The 15,269-nt window shown below is 70.2% G+C and carries 17 protein-coding genes; 11 read left to right on the forward strand and 6 right to left on the reverse strand.

Annotated elements, in window-relative coordinates; translation table 11 throughout:
* The first annotated feature begins 17 nt into the window (after window positions 1-17).
* On the forward strand, window positions 18-350 hold the full coding sequence (locus QSK21_RS24365) for a DUF2516 family protein (protein ID WP_285699198.1): 333 nt from the start codon (window positions 18-20) through the stop codon (window positions 348-350).
* A gap of 28 nt (window positions 351-378) precedes the next feature.
* Entirely contained in the window at window positions 379-1,113 is a 735-nt protein-coding gene (locus tag QSK21_RS24370; RefSeq protein WP_285699200.1) for an alanyl-tRNA editing protein, read from the forward strand.
* On the opposite strand, the gene QSK21_RS24375 is transcribed toward QSK21_RS24370, so the two are convergent.
* The gene (locus QSK21_RS24375) at window positions 1,103-1,744 is read right to left on the reverse strand and encodes a TetR/AcrR family transcriptional regulator (protein ID WP_285699201.1); all 642 of its coding nucleotides are present in this window, start codon (window positions 1,742-1,744) and stop codon (window positions 1,103-1,105) included. The genes QSK21_RS24370 and QSK21_RS24375 overlap by 11 nt on opposite strands.
* A 71-nt stretch (window positions 1,745-1,815) precedes the next feature.
* On the opposite strand from QSK21_RS24375, the gene QSK21_RS24380 reads away from it, so the two are divergent.
* Complete coding sequence (locus tag QSK21_RS24380; protein ID WP_285699202.1) at window positions 1,816-4,194, forward strand: MMPL family transporter; 2,379 nt, start codon at window positions 1,816-1,818, stop codon at window positions 4,192-4,194.
* On the opposite strand, the gene QSK21_RS24385 is transcribed toward QSK21_RS24380, so the two are convergent.
* On the reverse strand, window positions 4,104-4,538 hold the full coding sequence (locus QSK21_RS24385) for an ATP-binding protein (RefSeq protein ID WP_285699204.1): 435 nt from the start codon (window positions 4,536-4,538) through the stop codon (window positions 4,104-4,106). The genes QSK21_RS24380 and QSK21_RS24385 overlap by 91 nt on opposite strands.
* A 204-nt stretch (window positions 4,539-4,742) precedes the next feature.
* Here QSK21_RS24385 and QSK21_RS24390 point away from each other — a divergent pair, with 204 nt between their 5' ends.
* Genes QSK21_RS24390 through QSK21_RS24405 form a run of 4 tightly spaced genes read left to right on the forward strand, consistent with a single transcriptional unit; the run spans window position 4,743 to window position 7,983 of the window.
* Window positions 4,743-5,885 (forward strand): helix-turn-helix domain-containing protein, encoded by a 1,143-nt coding sequence (locus QSK21_RS24390; RefSeq protein ID WP_285699205.1) that lies wholly within the window; start codon window positions 4,743-4,745, stop codon window positions 5,883-5,885.
* Window positions 5,886-5,944: 59 nt separating this feature from the next.
* Complete coding sequence (locus tag QSK21_RS24395; protein WP_285699206.1) at window positions 5,945-6,244, forward strand: 4a-hydroxytetrahydrobiopterin dehydratase; 300 nt, start codon at window positions 5,945-5,947, stop codon at window positions 6,242-6,244.
* 60 nt (window positions 6,245-6,304) lie between these two features.
* On the forward strand, window positions 6,305-6,955 hold the full coding sequence (locus QSK21_RS24400) for a nitroreductase family protein (protein WP_285699207.1): 651 nt from the start codon (window positions 6,305-6,307) through the stop codon (window positions 6,953-6,955).
* Window positions 6,952-7,983: an isopenicillin N synthase family dioxygenase gene (locus tag QSK21_RS24405; RefSeq protein ID WP_285699208.1), complete on the forward strand. Its 1,032-nt coding sequence runs from the start codon at window positions 6,952-6,954 to the stop codon at window positions 7,981-7,983. Before QSK21_RS24400 ends, QSK21_RS24405 begins: the two co-directional genes overlap by 4 nt.
* Here QSK21_RS24405 and QSK21_RS24410 read toward each other — a convergent pair.
* Complete coding sequence (locus QSK21_RS24410; protein WP_285699209.1) at window positions 7,922-9,049, reverse strand: GDSL-type esterase/lipase family protein; 1,128 nt, start codon at window positions 9,047-9,049, stop codon at window positions 7,922-7,924. The genes QSK21_RS24405 and QSK21_RS24410 overlap by 62 nt on opposite strands.
* A 99-nt stretch (window positions 9,050-9,148) precedes the next feature.
* Here QSK21_RS24410 and QSK21_RS24415 point away from each other — a divergent pair, with 99 nt between their 5' ends.
* Window positions 9,149-9,619, forward strand: coding sequence for a MarR family winged helix-turn-helix transcriptional regulator (locus QSK21_RS24415; RefSeq protein ID WP_285699210.1), 471 nt, complete (start codon window positions 9,149-9,151; stop codon window positions 9,617-9,619).
* Here QSK21_RS24415 and QSK21_RS24420 read toward each other — a convergent pair.
* On the reverse strand, window positions 9,616-10,923 hold the full coding sequence (locus QSK21_RS24420) for an NAD(P)/FAD-dependent oxidoreductase (RefSeq protein WP_285699211.1): 1,308 nt from the start codon (window positions 10,921-10,923) through the stop codon (window positions 9,616-9,618). The two genes, QSK21_RS24415 and QSK21_RS24420, sit on opposite strands and share 4 nt — an antisense overlap.
* Window positions 10,924-11,052: 129 nt before the next feature.
* On the opposite strand from QSK21_RS24420, the gene QSK21_RS24425 reads away from it, so the two are divergent.
* Window positions 11,053-11,526, forward strand: coding sequence for a hypothetical protein (locus QSK21_RS24425; protein WP_285699212.1), 474 nt, complete (start codon window positions 11,053-11,055; stop codon window positions 11,524-11,526).
* Between the two features lie 4 nt (window positions 11,527-11,530).
* Here the strand turns inward: QSK21_RS24425 and QSK21_RS24430 are convergent, their stop codons facing one another.
* Together QSK21_RS24430 and QSK21_RS24435 are read right to left on the reverse strand one after the other, a co-directional pair.
* Window positions 11,531-12,436, reverse strand: coding sequence for a cytochrome d ubiquinol oxidase subunit II (locus QSK21_RS24430; protein ID WP_285699213.1), 906 nt, complete (start codon window positions 12,434-12,436; stop codon window positions 11,531-11,533).
* The gene (locus QSK21_RS24435; protein WP_285699214.1) at window positions 12,433-13,836 is read right to left on the reverse strand and encodes a cytochrome ubiquinol oxidase subunit I; all 1,404 of its coding nucleotides are present in this window, start codon (window positions 13,834-13,836) and stop codon (window positions 12,433-12,435) included. The genes QSK21_RS24430 and QSK21_RS24435 overlap by 4 nt, the downstream gene beginning before the upstream one ends.
* 91 nt (window positions 13,837-13,927) lie before the next feature.
* On the opposite strand from QSK21_RS24435, the gene QSK21_RS24440 reads away from it, so the two are divergent.
* The gene (locus QSK21_RS24440; RefSeq protein WP_285699215.1) at window positions 13,928-14,359 is read left to right on the forward strand and encodes a BlaI/MecI/CopY family transcriptional regulator; all 432 of its coding nucleotides are present in this window, start codon (window positions 13,928-13,930) and stop codon (window positions 14,357-14,359) included.
* The gene (locus tag QSK21_RS24445) at window positions 14,356-15,267 is read left to right on the forward strand and encodes a M56 family metallopeptidase (RefSeq protein WP_285699217.1); all 912 of its coding nucleotides are present in this window, start codon (window positions 14,356-14,358) and stop codon (window positions 15,265-15,267) included. Before QSK21_RS24440 ends, QSK21_RS24445 begins: the two co-directional genes overlap by 4 nt.
* The last annotated feature ends 2 nt before the right edge of the window (window positions 15,268-15,269 follow it).

Below are 15,269 nucleotides of genomic sequence, written 5' to 3' on the forward strand. Positions count from 1 at the left end.
ACGGAACGGTGATCACTATGATGGACGGACTCTTCTACTTCTTCTGGTTGCTGGCCATCGTCGCCTTCATCTTCGAGGTCGTCGCCCTCGTCGACATCCTGCAGGTGCCCGAGGGCGCCTTTCCCGCGGCGGACAAGCAGACCAAGAAGCTCTGGCTGATCCTGCTGGTGGTCGCCAACGTGGTCGGGCTCGGCGGCGCGGCCGGGATCCTGCCGCTGCTGTCGTTCCTGCCGATCGCCGCGTTCATCGTGGCGGCGATCTACCTGGCGGACGTGAAGCCCGCGGTGAAGCCGTACAAGAACAAGGGGAAGGGCGGGGGTTCCAGCTCCGGCCCGTACGGACCCTGGTGACCCCTGGACGAGTCTCGGAAAGTCGACGATGACCAAGACAACCCATGGCCGCACCGCGCGGCTCGAACTGGACGACCAGGCCCTCCGCGACTGGGACGCGCTCGTCCTGGACGCGAGCCCCGAGGGAATCGTGCTCGACCGATCGGCCTTCTACCCGGGTGGCGGCGGCCAGCCGCCCGACCACGGCGTGCTGCTCTGGCAGGGCGTCCAGACCCGCATCGCCGGGGTGCGCAAGGGCGATGACCTGGAGCTGATCCCGGTGGAGGGCGACCCGGTCCCGCCGGTCGGCACGTCCGTCCGCTGCTCCGTCGAGGACGAGCGCAGGACCGCGCTCATGCGCACGCACTCCGGTCTCCACCTGCTGTGCGGCGTGGTGTTCCGGGATTACGGCTGCCTGGTGACGGGCGGCAACATGGATCCCCTTAGCGCCCGTATGGACTTCGACCTGCGCGAGGTGCCGCCCGGCTTCAAGCAGGCCGTCGAGGACGCGTGCAACAAGGAGATCGAGGCGGACCGGCGGATCGAGATCAGGACGCTGCCGCGGGCGGAGGCGTTCGAGATCCCCGACATCGTCCGCACCGCGACCAACCTGGTGCCGCCCGAGGTGCAGGACGTGCGGATCGTCGACATCGTCGGCCTCGACACCCAGGCCGACGGCGGTACCCATGTGGCGTCCACCCGGCAGATCGGTCACATCACGGTGGCCAAGGTGGAGAACAAGGGCCGCGGGTTCCGCCGCCTGAGAATCAAGATCACGGACTGATCCGCGGCTCGGTGAGCGCGGCGACCGAGCCGAGGCCGTTCTCGACGATGGCCATGGCGCGGTCGAGGGCCGCGCTCATCGACGGCGGGTCGTAGCCGTGCCGGCGGCAGTGCATGATGACCGCCTGCATGCCGCCGATCGCGATCCCGGACGCGGCGACCGCGTCGATCTCGTCGATGTCCGGGCACAGCTCGCGCAGCCGGCTCTCGATCTCCTCCTGCACGTCCATCAGCCGTTGGAGCGCCCGCGCCCGCAGCCCGGGACGTTCCGTCACCAGGCGCACCTGGACGGCGCCGTACTCGCCCTGCCCGGCCACCAGCGCCTCGATGACGCCGAGGATGCCGCGCCGCATGGTCTCCAGCGGGGCCTCGCCGGGCACGCGGTGGCCCAGCCGTTCGGCGACCTCCTCCAGCCGGTCGTCGATCTCGGCGAAGACCACGTCCTCCTTGCTCGGGAAGTAGCCGAAGAAGGTGCGGGGTGAGACGTCGGCCGCCGCGGCGATGTCGGCGATCGTGGTCTCCTCGTAGCCCCGTTCCGCGAACAGCTTGAGCGCGGCCGCGGCGAGCGCGGCACGGGTCTGCCTCTTCTTGCGGGCGCGCAGTCCCGTGGACGGCTCGCTGGAGTGACGCATATCACGAATATTACCACGACTGCAAAGTTGCATCGGTTGCAGACTTTCGGCCGTTGTGTTGTCCTTCCGGTATGGGGGGTTTCCTGGAGAGGCTGGGCCGCCTCTGCGCGCGCAGGCGCACCGGGGTCTTCGCGATCTGGGCCGTCCTCATGCTGGCCACCGGTGTGATCGGGACGGTGCACGGCGGCGTGTTCGTTCAGCAGAGCACCCTGCCCGGCACCGAGACGCAGCGCGCCATCGACACCCTCCGCGAGGACTTCCCCGCCCTCACCGGCCCCACCGCCACCGTGGTGTTCCACTCGACCCCGGACGTCGGCCCCGGTGACTGGCGGGTCGCGCTGGCCGTCGGCAAGTCGATCGAGAACATCGCCGCCCTCGACCGGGTCGCGTTCGTTGAGAACCCCTACGCCACCGGCATGGGCGGGCTGCGGAGCCACGACGTGGTGGCCATCCGGGTCAATTTCACCGGCGACATGGGCGATGTCGGCCGGGCCGACCTCGACGCGCTCAACCGGGCCGTGGAACCCGCCCGGATGGCCGGGCTGGAGGTGAAGTTCGGCGGCATCACCGCGATGCTGCTCAACCAGCCGCGCGGCGGCCCGCAGGAGGCGGCCGGGATCGGGCTGGCCATGGTCGTGCTGCTGCTCGCGTTCGGCTCATACCTGGCGGCGGGCATCCCGATCCTGGTGTCCCTGTGCGGGATGGTGGTCGCGTACTCGATCGTCCACTACTCGGCGTCGCTGTTCGAGGTGCACCCGACCGCGCCGATGGTCGCCGCGATGCTCGGCATCGGCGCCGGGATCGACTACGCGCTGTTCATCGTCACCCGCTACCGGCAGCAGCTCGCCGCGGGCGACGACGTGGAGACCGCGATCGGACGCGCCATGGCCCGTTCCGGCCACGCCGTGGTGTTCGCGGGCGGGACGGTGGTCTTCGCGATCTTCGGCCTGTTCCTGTCGGGCATCGCGTTCATCGCCCGCATCGGCCTGGCCTCCGCCCTCGCCGTCGGGATCATGGTGGTGGCCGCGCTGACCCTGCTGCCCGCCGTCCTCGGCGCCATCGGCACCCGCATCGACCGCTACCGGCTGCCCCGCGTCCGTCCCGAACGGAGCGCGGCCCGCTGGGAACGCTGGGGCCGGCATGTGGACCGCCGCGCCTGGCCGTACGCCGTCATCGCGACGCTCGTCCTGCTCGGCCTCGCCATCCCCACCCTCAGCCTGCGCTTCGGCGTGATGGCCGACAGCATGGCGTCGCCGCGCATGGAGTCACGCCAGGCGTACGACGCGGTGGCCCGGGAGTTCGGCGCCGGCCACTACAGCCCCTTCGTGATCGTCGCCAAGGTCCCCGGCAAGGCCCAGCGCGTCAAGCCGCCCAAGCTTCCCGCTCAGCCGACCCCGAAGCCCAGCCCTCCGGGCATCGAAGGGCTGGCCGGGCTCACCGGCCCCCCGCCCACGCCCAAGCCATCCACGAGTACCCGCATCAAGGGCGCTCCGGACCTCACCAAGAAGCCCGACCGCCGGGCCACCCTCCTCGCCCAGGACCTCCAGCGGCGCGTCGCCGAGGTACGCGGCGTGGCGCATGTGGGGGAGCCCGTCATCGTCGGCACCACGGCGACCCTCCAGGTCATCCCGGAAGGCGCACCGCACGACCAGGCCACCACCGACCTGGTGCACCGGCTCCGCCACGTGGAGATCCCCGCCGTTCGTTCCGCGCACCCCGGCTCCGTCCTCTACTTGGGCGGCGAGAACCCCGCGATCATCGACCTGGCCGACACCGTGGGGGACCGCATGCTCACCGTGGTCGTCACGGTCGTCAGCGTCGCCCTGCTGCTCCTGGTCGTCGCGTTCCGCTCGATCCTCGTGCCGATCAAGGCCGCGCTGATGAACCTGCTGTCCATCGGCGCCTCGTTCGGCGTGGTCACCGCCGTCTTCCAGTGGGGCTGGGGCGTCCGGCTGCTGGGCGTGGACCAGGCCATCCCGATCATGTCGTTCGTCCCCCTCTTCATGTTCGCCCTGGTCTTCGGCCTCTCCATGGACTACGAGGTGTTCCTGCTCTCCCGGATCAAGGAGGAGTACGAACGCACCGGCGACCCGCACGGCAGCGTCGTCACCGGCATCGCCGCCACCGCCCGCCTCATCACCTCGGCCGCCCTCATCATGATCTTCGTGTTCCTGGGCTTCGTCCCCCAGCCCGACCCCACCATCAAGATGATGGCCCTCGGCCTCGCCGTGGCCGTCGCCCTGGACGCCACCATCGTCCGCCTGGTCCTCGTCCCGGCCCTGATGAGCCTCCTCGGCCACGCCAACTGGTGGTTCCCCGGCCGCGAACGCCCGACCCCCGCCATCGACCAACGCAAACCTCAGCGCGGAACGCCGTCCCGCAGCACACCGGACGAGATGCGCGACCAGACCCACTTGCCGCAGGGGCGCGTCCGCTCCACGCCGCACTGAGCGGACAGCGCCCGGACGATCGGCAGCCCCCATCCACCCAGCCCGTCGTCATGCCCCGGGTCGAGCGCCTGCGAGTCGGCAGTCACCCTGCATGGCTCAAAGACCCGTCGGGCGACCGGCAACACGTCCACGGAGTCCCACACCCCGAGGAACACGGCCTCCGGCTCCCGGGTCAACCGCACCTGGATCCTGCCGTCCGGCGCGGCCTCCACGGCGTTCGTCACCAACTCCGAGGCGACCAGGCACACGTCCCCCGCGATCGCCGCAAGGCCCCACTCGCCCAACCGGAACCCGATCACCGCCCGAACCCGCCCCGGAGCCGTCCACCCCGCCAAGCACGCCATATCGAACACGTTCGTCGCCTCCGGTTCCGCACGCCAACGCTGCCCACGCCACCCATCTCGGACGGCGCCCGCCGGTCGTTCAGCACCCATGGCCCCGACCTGTCCTTTCGGATACCCGACACGATCTGTGATGGTCCGTATATTCGCTATGGCGTCCTCAGAGGCGATAGAAAGCTCATCGCTCACAGCGATAGGAGGCCATTGATGGAAGTGCGGACCTTGCCGGACGCGCTGAAAGCGATCATGGCCAGCAATCACTGGACCCAGAGTGATCTAGCGCGTGAGCTGGGCGTATCGCAGGTATGGGTATCCGAGGTCTCGCGCGGGAAGAAAGACACCACGGTCACCAAGGCGATCGGCCTGCTCGCCCGCGTAGGCTGGGAAGTACGCATATCGCCCAGAGCGGAGGAACCCGTGCAGCGAAGGGAGTTCATGGCCGCCGCGGCGTCCGTGATCTTCGTACCGTCTGGCACGTCGTCGCCCTATCAGGATGCCGAGTACGTCACCACTGTCGCCGACTCGTTGGCCCGTAACCGGTACGAGCTGGGAGGCATGCCACTGGCCGCCGCCGCTGTGGGCCACATCGCACGTATGGAAAAAGTGCTCAACGGGTCGGGTGACGCATCCCTCCAACGTGCCGCCTCGGCCCTCGCCAACCAGGCGGCCCTGGTGCTTTATGACGCAGGCAGGCTGGCCGCCGCCGATCACGCCGGTGCTTCTTCCCTGGAATTCGCCGTTCGCGCCAAGGACCCCGAGGGGCAGGCCCGAGCGTACGACGGGCTGAGCCGGATCAGCCTTTACCGTGGTGACTTCGCCCGAGCCGTCCGCTATGCAGAAAGAGGGCTTAAGGTCCCGGACATGTCCAACAGCCAGCGCGCGTCGCTGTACATGCGCTTGGGGCGGTCGCTGGCCCACATGCCCGCGCAAAAACATGCTTCGCGTTCCGCGCTCGATCAGGCCCGTTCCGTGGGTGGCCTTTCCCCCTTCGGTGAGGCCGCCCTGATCGGGGACGTCGGCATCGGTCTAGGCCACCTTCGCATCTACCGTGAGGCCGGAACGCTACTTGGCAAGGCGGCCGCGCGGATCGGTCAGTGGTCGCCCCTTTTCCAGGCCCAGTATTTGGGACGGCAGATCCAGACGTCGTTCCGAGCGTCAGATCCCGCATTCGCCGCCGATCGCATGACGGAGCTGGCGCGGGCACTTCCCTTCGTCGCCTCGGCCAGGGTGAACAGCCGGGTCGCTGAGATCCTGAGCACCTCCCGGAAGTGGGAAAGAGTGCCAGAGGTCCGCGAAGCACGCGAGCAGCTACAGTCCGTCGTTTCGGCTGACTCGTCCGATGTGAAGTAAGGCCGACTCGACGTTGGCTGTGCCGCTCTTTCACCTTCACTGACGGAGGTACCGTGCTCGTGCCACTGACAGACGCCCAGATTACCGAACGTCTCAGCGGCCTGCCCGGTTGTAGTCGTGACGGTAACGCCATCACGCGTACGTTTTCGCACACCTACCACGAGACCGTTCATCTGGCGATGTACGTCGCCGCCAAGGCGCGCGAAGTCGGGCATCATCCCGATATTCACATCACGTGGCAGCGGATCAGGTTCGACATCACCACGCATGACGCCGGTCACCGGCTGACCGAGAAGGACTTCGAGCTGGCCCGCCACATCGACGCGATCGCGGTCGGACACGGAGCCCAGCCGGTCTAGATCCGCACGGGCTTCGCGTATCGCGTGGTTGGGGGCGGTGGGTGGTGCACCATGGGGATCATGGTGACTCTTTCGCTTGGGCCTGATGAGCTGCTGACCACTACTCGTACGGTGCGGAAGCGGCTGGATCTTGGGCGGCCGGTGCCCATTGAGCTGGTGCGTGAGTGCGTGGAGATCGCGGTGCAGGCGCCGTCGGGTAGCAACACGCAGGGGTGGCACTGGGTCGTGGTCACCGACCCGGAGAAACGTGCGGCGATCGGGGAGTACTACCGGCGCTCGTTCGCGGCGTACGCGAAGTCCAGGGCGTTCGCCGGAAGTCTTTACGAGGACGACCCCGAGCGTGCGGAGGTGCAGCGGCGCGTTGGTAGCAGTGCGTCCTACCTGGCCGAGCACATGGGGGAGGTGCCGGTTCTGCTGATCGCGTGCCTTGAGGTGCCCGGCGGCAAGCTGCCCGAAGGGAACCAGGCGGGTCTGTGGGGGTCGCTGCTGCCTGCGGTGTGGAACTATGCGCTGGCGGCGCGGGCGCGTGGGCTCGGTACCGCTTGGACGACCCTGCACCTGGTGTACGAGAAAGAGGTGGCGGCGCTGCTCGGGCTGCCTCCGGAGGTGCGGCAGGGGGTGCTCATGCCGACCGCGTACTACACCGGTGATTCGTTCAAGCCCGCGCCGCGTGTTCCACTGGACGACGTGTTGCATCTGGATACCTGGTGACCGCCGTACCGGTGATCGATGTCGGCCCGCTGGTGAACGGCGGGCCTCGGGACGAGGTCGCGCGTGAGATCGAGGTCGCTTGTCGTGACAGCGGGTTCTTCTACGTCGCGGGGCATGGGATTCCCGGTGAGCTGATCGATCGGCTGGCCGACGCGAGCCGCCGGTTCTTTCGGTTGCCGCTCGTGGAGAAGATGGAGATCTCCATGGAGCGGAGCGGGCGGGCCTGGCGCGGGTTCTTCCCTGTCGGCGCGGAGCTCACCTCCGGGCGTCCCGATCTCAAGGAGGGCATCTATTTCGGGGCGGAACTGCCCGATGACGATCCGCGCGTACGGGCCGGCACGCCCCTTCATGGGCGGAATCTCTTCCCGAGGCAGGTCCCGGAGCTGCGTGATGCCGTTCTGGAGTACCTGGATCGGATGGCCCGGCTGGGGCAGGCGGTTCTGGGTGGTGTGGCCTTGAGTTTGGGCCTTCCTGAGAATTATTTCGCGGCGGGTTGCACGGCCGATCCCACGGTGTTGTTCCGGGTGTTCCACTATCCGCCGTCCGAGCCCGGGTCGCAGGAGTGGGGCGTGGGGGAGCACACCGACTATGGCCTGCTCACGCTGCTCGCCCAGGACGAGGTGGGCGGCCTGGAGGTCCGGGTGCGGGACGAGTGGATCGTGGCTCCGCCGATTCCCGGCACGCTGGTCTGCAATATCGGGGACATGCTCGACAGGCTCACCGGCGGCCACTACCTGTCCACCCCGCATCGAGTCCGCAACACCAGCGGCCGGGACCGGCTTTCCATGCCGTTCTTCTTCGACCCCGGCTGGGACGCCGAGGTGCCGCCGCTCCCGTCCAGCGAGAACGCCGATGCCCGGCGCCCTCGCTGGGACGGGCGGGACCTTCGGGCGTTCAGCGGCACCTACGGCGACTACCTCCTTGGCAAGGTCGCCAAGGTGTTCCCCCAGTTGGGGGCGGACGTGCTCACTGGAGATCGGTCACCGCCAGGAACGCCTCCGCCATGGCGCGGGCTCCCTCGTCGTTGAGGTGCATGCCGTCCCCGCTGTCGAAGTCGGGACGGATGAAGTCGGGATCGTCCGGGTTCTCGACGGCCCGCGCGACGTCGGCGACCGCGTCGAAGGCACCGCCGGTCCGGATCCACTCGTTGACGCGCCGCCGCGCCGCCAGGCCCTCGGGGGTGCTGACCCCCTCGTAGATCGCTCCGGCGAACGGCCCCATCGTGGCGGCGGTCACCGTCAGACCGGCGTCGCGGGCGCGGCGGGCCAGTTCGGTGAGGCCGGCGACCAGGTCCTCCTCGCGGGCGGGAGGCAGCCCGGCCATGCCCGGCAGTGCCAGGTCGTTGATGCCGAGATGCAGCAGGACGTGGGAGACGCCCGGCACCGACAGCACGTCACGCTCGAATCGGGAAAGGGCGTGCTCGCCGACCTCGTCGGTCAGCAGCCGGTTCCCTGCGATTCCCTGGTTGACGACCAGGTCGCGGCCCAGCTTCTCGTTCAGCACGTCCACCGAGCGCCGGTTGGCGCCGACCGTGGTGCCGACCCCCTCGAACCACGAGTCCCCGAACGCGACGGCGATCCGGGGCGTCTCGTCCGCCAGGACGTCCACGCCGCTGACGTAGTACCGTCCCTCGACCTGCTCGGCTCCGGGCAGGGCGGGCGCCGCGACCTGGTCCCCGCCGGTGATGTAGGCGGTCTCGCGGGCGAACACCGCGTAGCTCGCGAGGCCTGTCTCGCCCGGCAGGAACAGGCTCAGCGCCAGATCGGTCCCCTCGGGCACGGCCAGGTCGACCGGATCGCTGATCAGTTCCTCGCCCGCCGGGACCGTCACCCGCGCCGCTCCGCCGAACAGCACCTCCCGGGAGGTCTCCGGGACGATCTCCTCGGCCGCCTTGCGCACCGCGACCCGTGCGCTCCCGATCGCCAGCGGCCGCCGCCCGTACCGGTTGGACAGCCGCACCTTCAGCCGTTCACCGCCGCCCGCGAGGTGCAGCACCTGCCGCACGGTCTGGTCGCCGAAGGCGCGCGGCTCGGCGAGCCTGACCTCTTCGTACGGGCTGACCAGCGCGGATCGGAAACCCGCCACCCATCCCATCGTCATCACCTTCGTTGCCGTGAGGAATAATGCTTATGCATGTATCTATAACCAACTCTTCCTCGTGTCAACTATCCGCGCATCAAATACGCTGGGCTCGTGAGCGAGCTCGTCGACGACTACCGAGTGACGACCATGGGCCTGCTGTTCGAGGCGCACATCGGCCTGGTCGGCAAGCTGGAGCCCACCTGGAAGCGCGCCGGGTTGTCAGGGCTCGACCTCAACGCCCTGCTGCGGCTGAGCCGTTCTCCTGGACGCAGGCTGCGCATGAACGACCTGGCCACGCAGATCAAGCTGTCCACCAGCGGCGTGACGCGCCTGGTGGACCGGCTGGAACGTGGGGGACTGGTCGCTCGCGAGTCCAGCCGGGACGACAGGCGCAGCACGTTCGCGGTGCTGACCCCGAAGGGCGCCGAGCGGCTGGAGGAGGTTCTGCCCGGCTACATCGCCGCGATCGAACGCTGGTTCATCTCCCTGCTCGACCCCGGCCAGCTTGAGGTGCTCACCGCCGGGCTGCGCATCATCCGGGACGCCACCAACCCGGAGGCCACCGCGCGCACCCCCGACTAGGGCGCGTGCGGGTGGTCGGGCGTTCCGGAGGTCAGGGGGACGGCGTGCCCGCGCACCAGGCCGAGCTGGACGACCTGCCGGGAGAGCAGGGCGTCCAGCAGCCAGTCCGAGGCGGTGCGGACCCGGTTACGCGGCAGCGAAAAGAGGTGGTAGCCGCGGGTCACGGCCTTGGCGGCGATGCCGGACAACGGGACGCCCAGCGGGTTCGCGGCCGCCTTGACGCCGCCGAGGTCCACGACGAAGCCCAGGTCGTGGTGCTTGTACGGGCGGCGCGTGCCCCGTCCGTGGGCGGCGGCGATGTTGCGCGCCACGTGGGTGCCCTGGCGTTCGGCGTGCTGGGCGGTCATCGCGGTCACCTCGCCGGGCCGGGTCAGGTCGGGCGCCGCCGCCGCGTCGCCGCACGCGGAGATCTCCGGGTGGCCGGGCACGGTCAGGTACTCGTCGACGACGAGCCTGCCCTTCGTCATCGGCAGCCCCATCGTCTCGGCCAGCGGGTCGGGACGGACACCGACGCACCAGATCAGCGTCCGCGTGGGCACGAACTCCCCATCGGACAGCCGCACCCCTTCGGGGGTGGCCTCCTCGATGGTGGTCTCCATCCGGACCTCCACGCCACGGTCGGCCAGCACGTGCGCGGCGGTACGGGACAGCCGGGGGTCGAGCTCGGGCAGCACGCGGGGCGCGACGTCGACGAGCATCCACCGGATCGGCTGGGTGCGCAGGCCGGACCGGCGCCGCGCGGTCTGCCGGGTGAACAGCTCGCCGGCGGCGGCCACCTCGGTGCCGGTGTAGCCCGCGCCGACCACGACGAACGTGCAGCGGGCGGTCCGCTCGGCGGCGTCGTCGGCGGTGTCGGCCAGTTCGAGCTGCCGCACCATGTGGTCCCGCAGATACAGCGCCTCGGCGATGCTGCGGAACCCGTGCGCGTACTCGGCCACTCCGGGGATCGGCAGCAGCTTGTTGACGCTGCCCGCGGCCAGCACCAGCCGGTCGTAGCGCACGGTGTCCGGGTTGCCCTCGGGGTCGACCACGTGCACGGTACGGGCCTCGATGTCGATCAGGTCGGCCGTGCCGAGCTGGATCCGGACGCCGTCGCAGGTCGTCGTGAGCGGCACCGCCACGCGGCGCGGGTCGAGGATGCCCGTCGCCACCTCGGGCAGGAGCGGCAGGTAGAGGAAGTAGTCGGTCGGATTGATCAGGGTGATGTCGGCGGCACCCTTGAGCAGCCGGCCCAGCCCCCGCGCGGCGTGGAACCCGGCGAACCCGGCGCCGACGATGACGATGTGCTCGCGCCCGACCGGCATGATGATCCCCCCTCCGGCCATGATCGCATGTCCGCGTGCCGACGGCGGGGTACGCCACGTCGCATGGCGCCGCCGGGGCGACTCGCGCGTCATATGGTTATGCGCCCAAAACTGCACAAGTATGCGCCGTTGGCCGTTCTGCTCGCCTGCCCGTTGCTGACGTCCTGCGCGCCGCCGGACGCCGGTGCCACCGGCATGACGCTGGACGCGCAGGGACGCCCGACCGCGGTGGTGGCCTGGTGCCCCGGCAAGGCACCGGACACGATCATCATCGCGGCCGTTGACGACGACTCGGAACCAAGAATCGTCCTCGAGGCGCCGGGCAAGTTCCCCGGGCGCACCATCCAGGTCCCGATCACCGACCCGCCCGCGGGATGGCGTGTCACGCCTCCCTCGCCCTCGCTCAAACCCCACCTCGTCTACCATGCCTACGCCCCGGTCACCGGCAGCGACTACACCGCCCGCGGCCCAAGGTTCTCGCTGGCGAGGCTGCGCGGGAACGGCCAGATCCTGCGGCAGAGATATGACGAGAAGACCGACCGGGACGTGGACATCTACATCGGGATGGACGAGCTGGTCCGCACCGCCAACGACTATTGCTGAGCCGTCATGGCCTCCGTGCGGCCGTGTCGCCGGGCCCACGCTGGAACAGGACGTAGAGCCACACCATCGACGGCACGAGGATCACCGCGCCCACGCCGAGTGCCACGAAGACCAGTTCCAGCACCGCGTCCTGCGCGACCGTGGATTCGAGGTCGAGCCCCGCCATCTCGGCGGCGCCCCAGAGCACGGCGACGACGGCCAGCGCGCCCGTCGCCCGTACGGCGAGGTACGAGCGCCGGACCAGCAGCGCCAGGGAGACGGTGCCCGCGATGACCGAAAGGAGCAGGAGCGGGGAGTGGACGCCATAGGCCACGGCACCCGGTATGGCGAGCATCCCCACCACCACCCCCGAGATCAAGGCGTAGCCGCGGAAGCGCAGCGAGATGGACCGGCTGCCCAGCCGCAGCGCGTCCCAGATCAGATAAACGGCCGCCAGGTAGGCGCACAGGGCGGTGGTCAGGATGCCCCCGTACACCCCGGACGGGCTGAGCCAGGATGTGGAGCCGGTGGCGATGGTGGCCGCGACGGCGCCCAGGCAGTAGGGCGTGAGGACGGAGGACAGCCCGAACGTCCAGGCGTACCAGCGCCGGTCAGGGGCGGTCTTGCTGAAGACGAAGGTGCTGCCGCGGGCGACGATGCCCAGGGCCGCCAGCGACAGCGGGACCCAGTGCGCGCTCATCACCTCGGCGAACACGGGCGGGAACGCCGTCCATGTCATCACCATCACGAAGATCAGCCAGACGTGGTTGGCCTCCCAGAGCGGGCCCATCGCGTGCTCGACCACCTCCTTCTCGGCGCGGCGGCGGGCGATCAGGTGCCAGAGGCCGGCGCCGAAGTCGGCGCCGCCGAACAGCAGGTACGCGGACAGCCCGAGCAGGATCAGGCTCAGGGCGATGTCACCGTGGCTCATACCGGGCTCCCTACAGGGGGTTCGTCCACGACGGGGGCGGGGACGGGGCGGTGGCGGCGGCGCAGGCGGCGCAGCACGCTGATGGTGGCGATGGCGAGGACGGCGTACACGACCAGCACGATGTAGAGGCCGAAGCGCAGCCCGGGGTTGGGGTTGACGGCCTCTTCGGTGCGCATCACCCCGTACACGATCCATGGCTGGCGGCCGACCTCGGTGGTGGTCCAGCCGGCCTCCATGGCGATCGCGGCGGCGACGCCGGCGCACGCGGCGAGCCGCAGGAACCAGGGGTGCCAGGGCAGGTCCGCGCCGCGGCGGCGGCGCAGCCACCAGGACAGCGCCCACCAGGCGGCGAGCGCCAGCAGCGCCACCCCGAGCGCGATCATGATCTCGAAGGACGTCCTGACCACCTCGCCGGGCGGGCGCGCGCCAGCGGGGAAGGAGTCGAGGCCGCGCAGCGTGGCGTGCGGGTCGAGGGTCAGCATGAAGGAGAGCGCGTTCGGGATCTCGAACACCGCGAACCGGAACGGCGCGCCCGCCTGGGTGTGCTCGACGCCCTCCATGGCGGCGAACTTGATCGGCTGGTTCTCGTGGACGAACCGGACGGCCCAGTCCCCGGCGAGCACCTGGAGCGGCGCGCACACCGCGCCCAGCGAGAACGGGACGGCGAAGCCGATCCGGTGGTACCGGTCGACCCGCCCGGCCCGGTGGTCGCGCAGCAGGGCCACCGCGTACACGGACGCGACGATGAATCCGCAGACCATGAGCGAGGCCAGGATCAGGTGGACGGCCTGGACGGGCGTGGCCGGGTTGACCATCGCCGCGAGCGGGTTCACATCGGTCACCCGGCCGTCGACCAGCCGGAATCCGCGCGGCTGGTTCATCCAGGAGTTCACGGTGACGACGAAGGACGCCGACAGCAGCCCGGCGATCACCACGGGGATCCCGGTGGCGAAGTGGGCGCGGGGCGACAGCCGGTCCCAGCCGTACAGATAGATCCCCATGAAGATCGCCTCGATGAAGAAGGCGATGCCCTCCAGGGCGAACGCGGTGCCGAAGACCTGCCCGTAGGTGTCCATGAACCCGGGCCACAGGGTGCCCATCTCGAACGACAGGACGGTGCCCGACACGGCGCCGACCGCGAACAGCACCCCGGCGGCCTTCATCCACCGCCGGGCCAGCTCGGCGTAGACGGCGTCGCCGGTGCGCAGCGACCGCCATTCGGCCAGCAGGGTGATCGCCGGGAGACCTATCCCAATGGAGGCCAGGATGATGTGGAAGCCGAGGGTGAACGCCATCTGCTGGCGCGCCGCCATGAAGTCGGCGGGGGACGCGGCGCCGGACGCCTCGCGCACGGCGTCAAGGGCGCCGAGGACGTCGGGGACGAGAGCGACACTGCTCATACCACAAAGCGTAGTACTACAAGCTGTAGTACTAAAGCCCACGTACTACCCGCCGTGGTGACATTCCTCTCGATCGCATACCCTGTTCGGCGTGAGGGGTCTGGGAGAGCTTGAACGCACGGTCATGGAGGTCCTCTGGGCACGGGAGGACGCCGGTGCCGGGCCCGCCACGGCACGCGACGTCAGCCGGGCGCTGGCGAGCGACCGCGACCTGGCGCACACCACCGTGATGACCGTCCTCGACCGCCTGGCCAAGAAGGACTTCCTGGAGCGCGAGCGGGACGGCCGGGCCTGGCGGTACCGCCCGGTGGCCAGCCGTGAGCGCTACATCACCGAGCTGATGCTGGGCGCGCTGAACGAGACCGGTGACCGGGACGCCGCCCTGACCCACTTCGTCAGGTCGGTCTCCGAGGACGAGGCCGACGTGATCCGCAAGGCCCTCGCCGCCCTCGACGGGGGCCAGGGCGCCCGCACCGAGACCGCCTCCGGCAAGGAGCCCTCCGGCAAGGAGCCACCGGCATGACCGCCGCCGCCCTGCTCGCTCTGATCTCTCTGGGGACCATCGGCGGGGCGCACCTGCTCTCGCGGGCCCGGTGGACGTGGCACGCGCCCCGCACCGGGATCCTCCTGTGGCAGGCGCTCGGGCTGGGCTGGGGTGTCGCCACCATCGGGGCGCTGCTCAGCGTCGCCCTCCTCCCGTACGGCCGGGGCATCGTTCAGGGCGTGCCCGCGCTGCTCGGCGACCGGGGCGCGCGGCTCGGTCCCGTGCATGTCGCGGCGCTGCTGGCCGCCGTGAGCCTGGCCGCGGTCCTGCTGGTCATGCTCGGGTACGCGATCATCCGTGTGGTGCGGGCGCGGCGCAGGCACCGGGCGCTGCTGGCGCTGGTGTCGCGCAGCGACTCGTCCGTGCCGCACGGCACGCTCGTGCTCGACCACCCCGAGGCCGCCGCGTACTGCGTGCCCGGGGTGCGCTCGTCCAAGGTCGTCGTCAGCGCCGGGACGCTCGCGCTGCTCGACCAGGCCGAGCTGGCCGCCGTGCTGGCGCACGAGCGGGCGCACGCGCGCGAGCGGCACGACCTGGTGCTGCTGCCGTTCGCCTCGCTGCGCCAGGTGTTCCCGCAGATCCGGCTGGTGGGTCGCTGCCTGGACGCGGTCGAGCTGCTGATCGAGATGGCCGCCGACGACCGGGCCCGCAGGCACCGCCCGTCCCGCGAGCTGGCCACGGCGCTGCTGCGGTTCGCCGCGGCGCGTCCCGCCGCGGCCCCGTCCGGGACGCTCGGCGTCGCCGACGCGAGCGGCATCCCGGTGATGGCGCGGGTCAACCGGCTGCTCGACCCGATGCCGGTCGGCCGGTACACGCGGTGCGCCGCGACGACCGCCATCCCGCTCGTGGGCGTGGTGCCGCTGCTGCTCTACGCGCTTCCGCACTGAGG

Origin of the sequence: Actinomadura sp. NBRC 104412 (assembly GCF_030269515.1) — a bacterium.
Classification (GTDB): Bacteria; Actinomycetota; Actinomycetes; order Streptosporangiales; family Streptosporangiaceae; genus Spirillospora.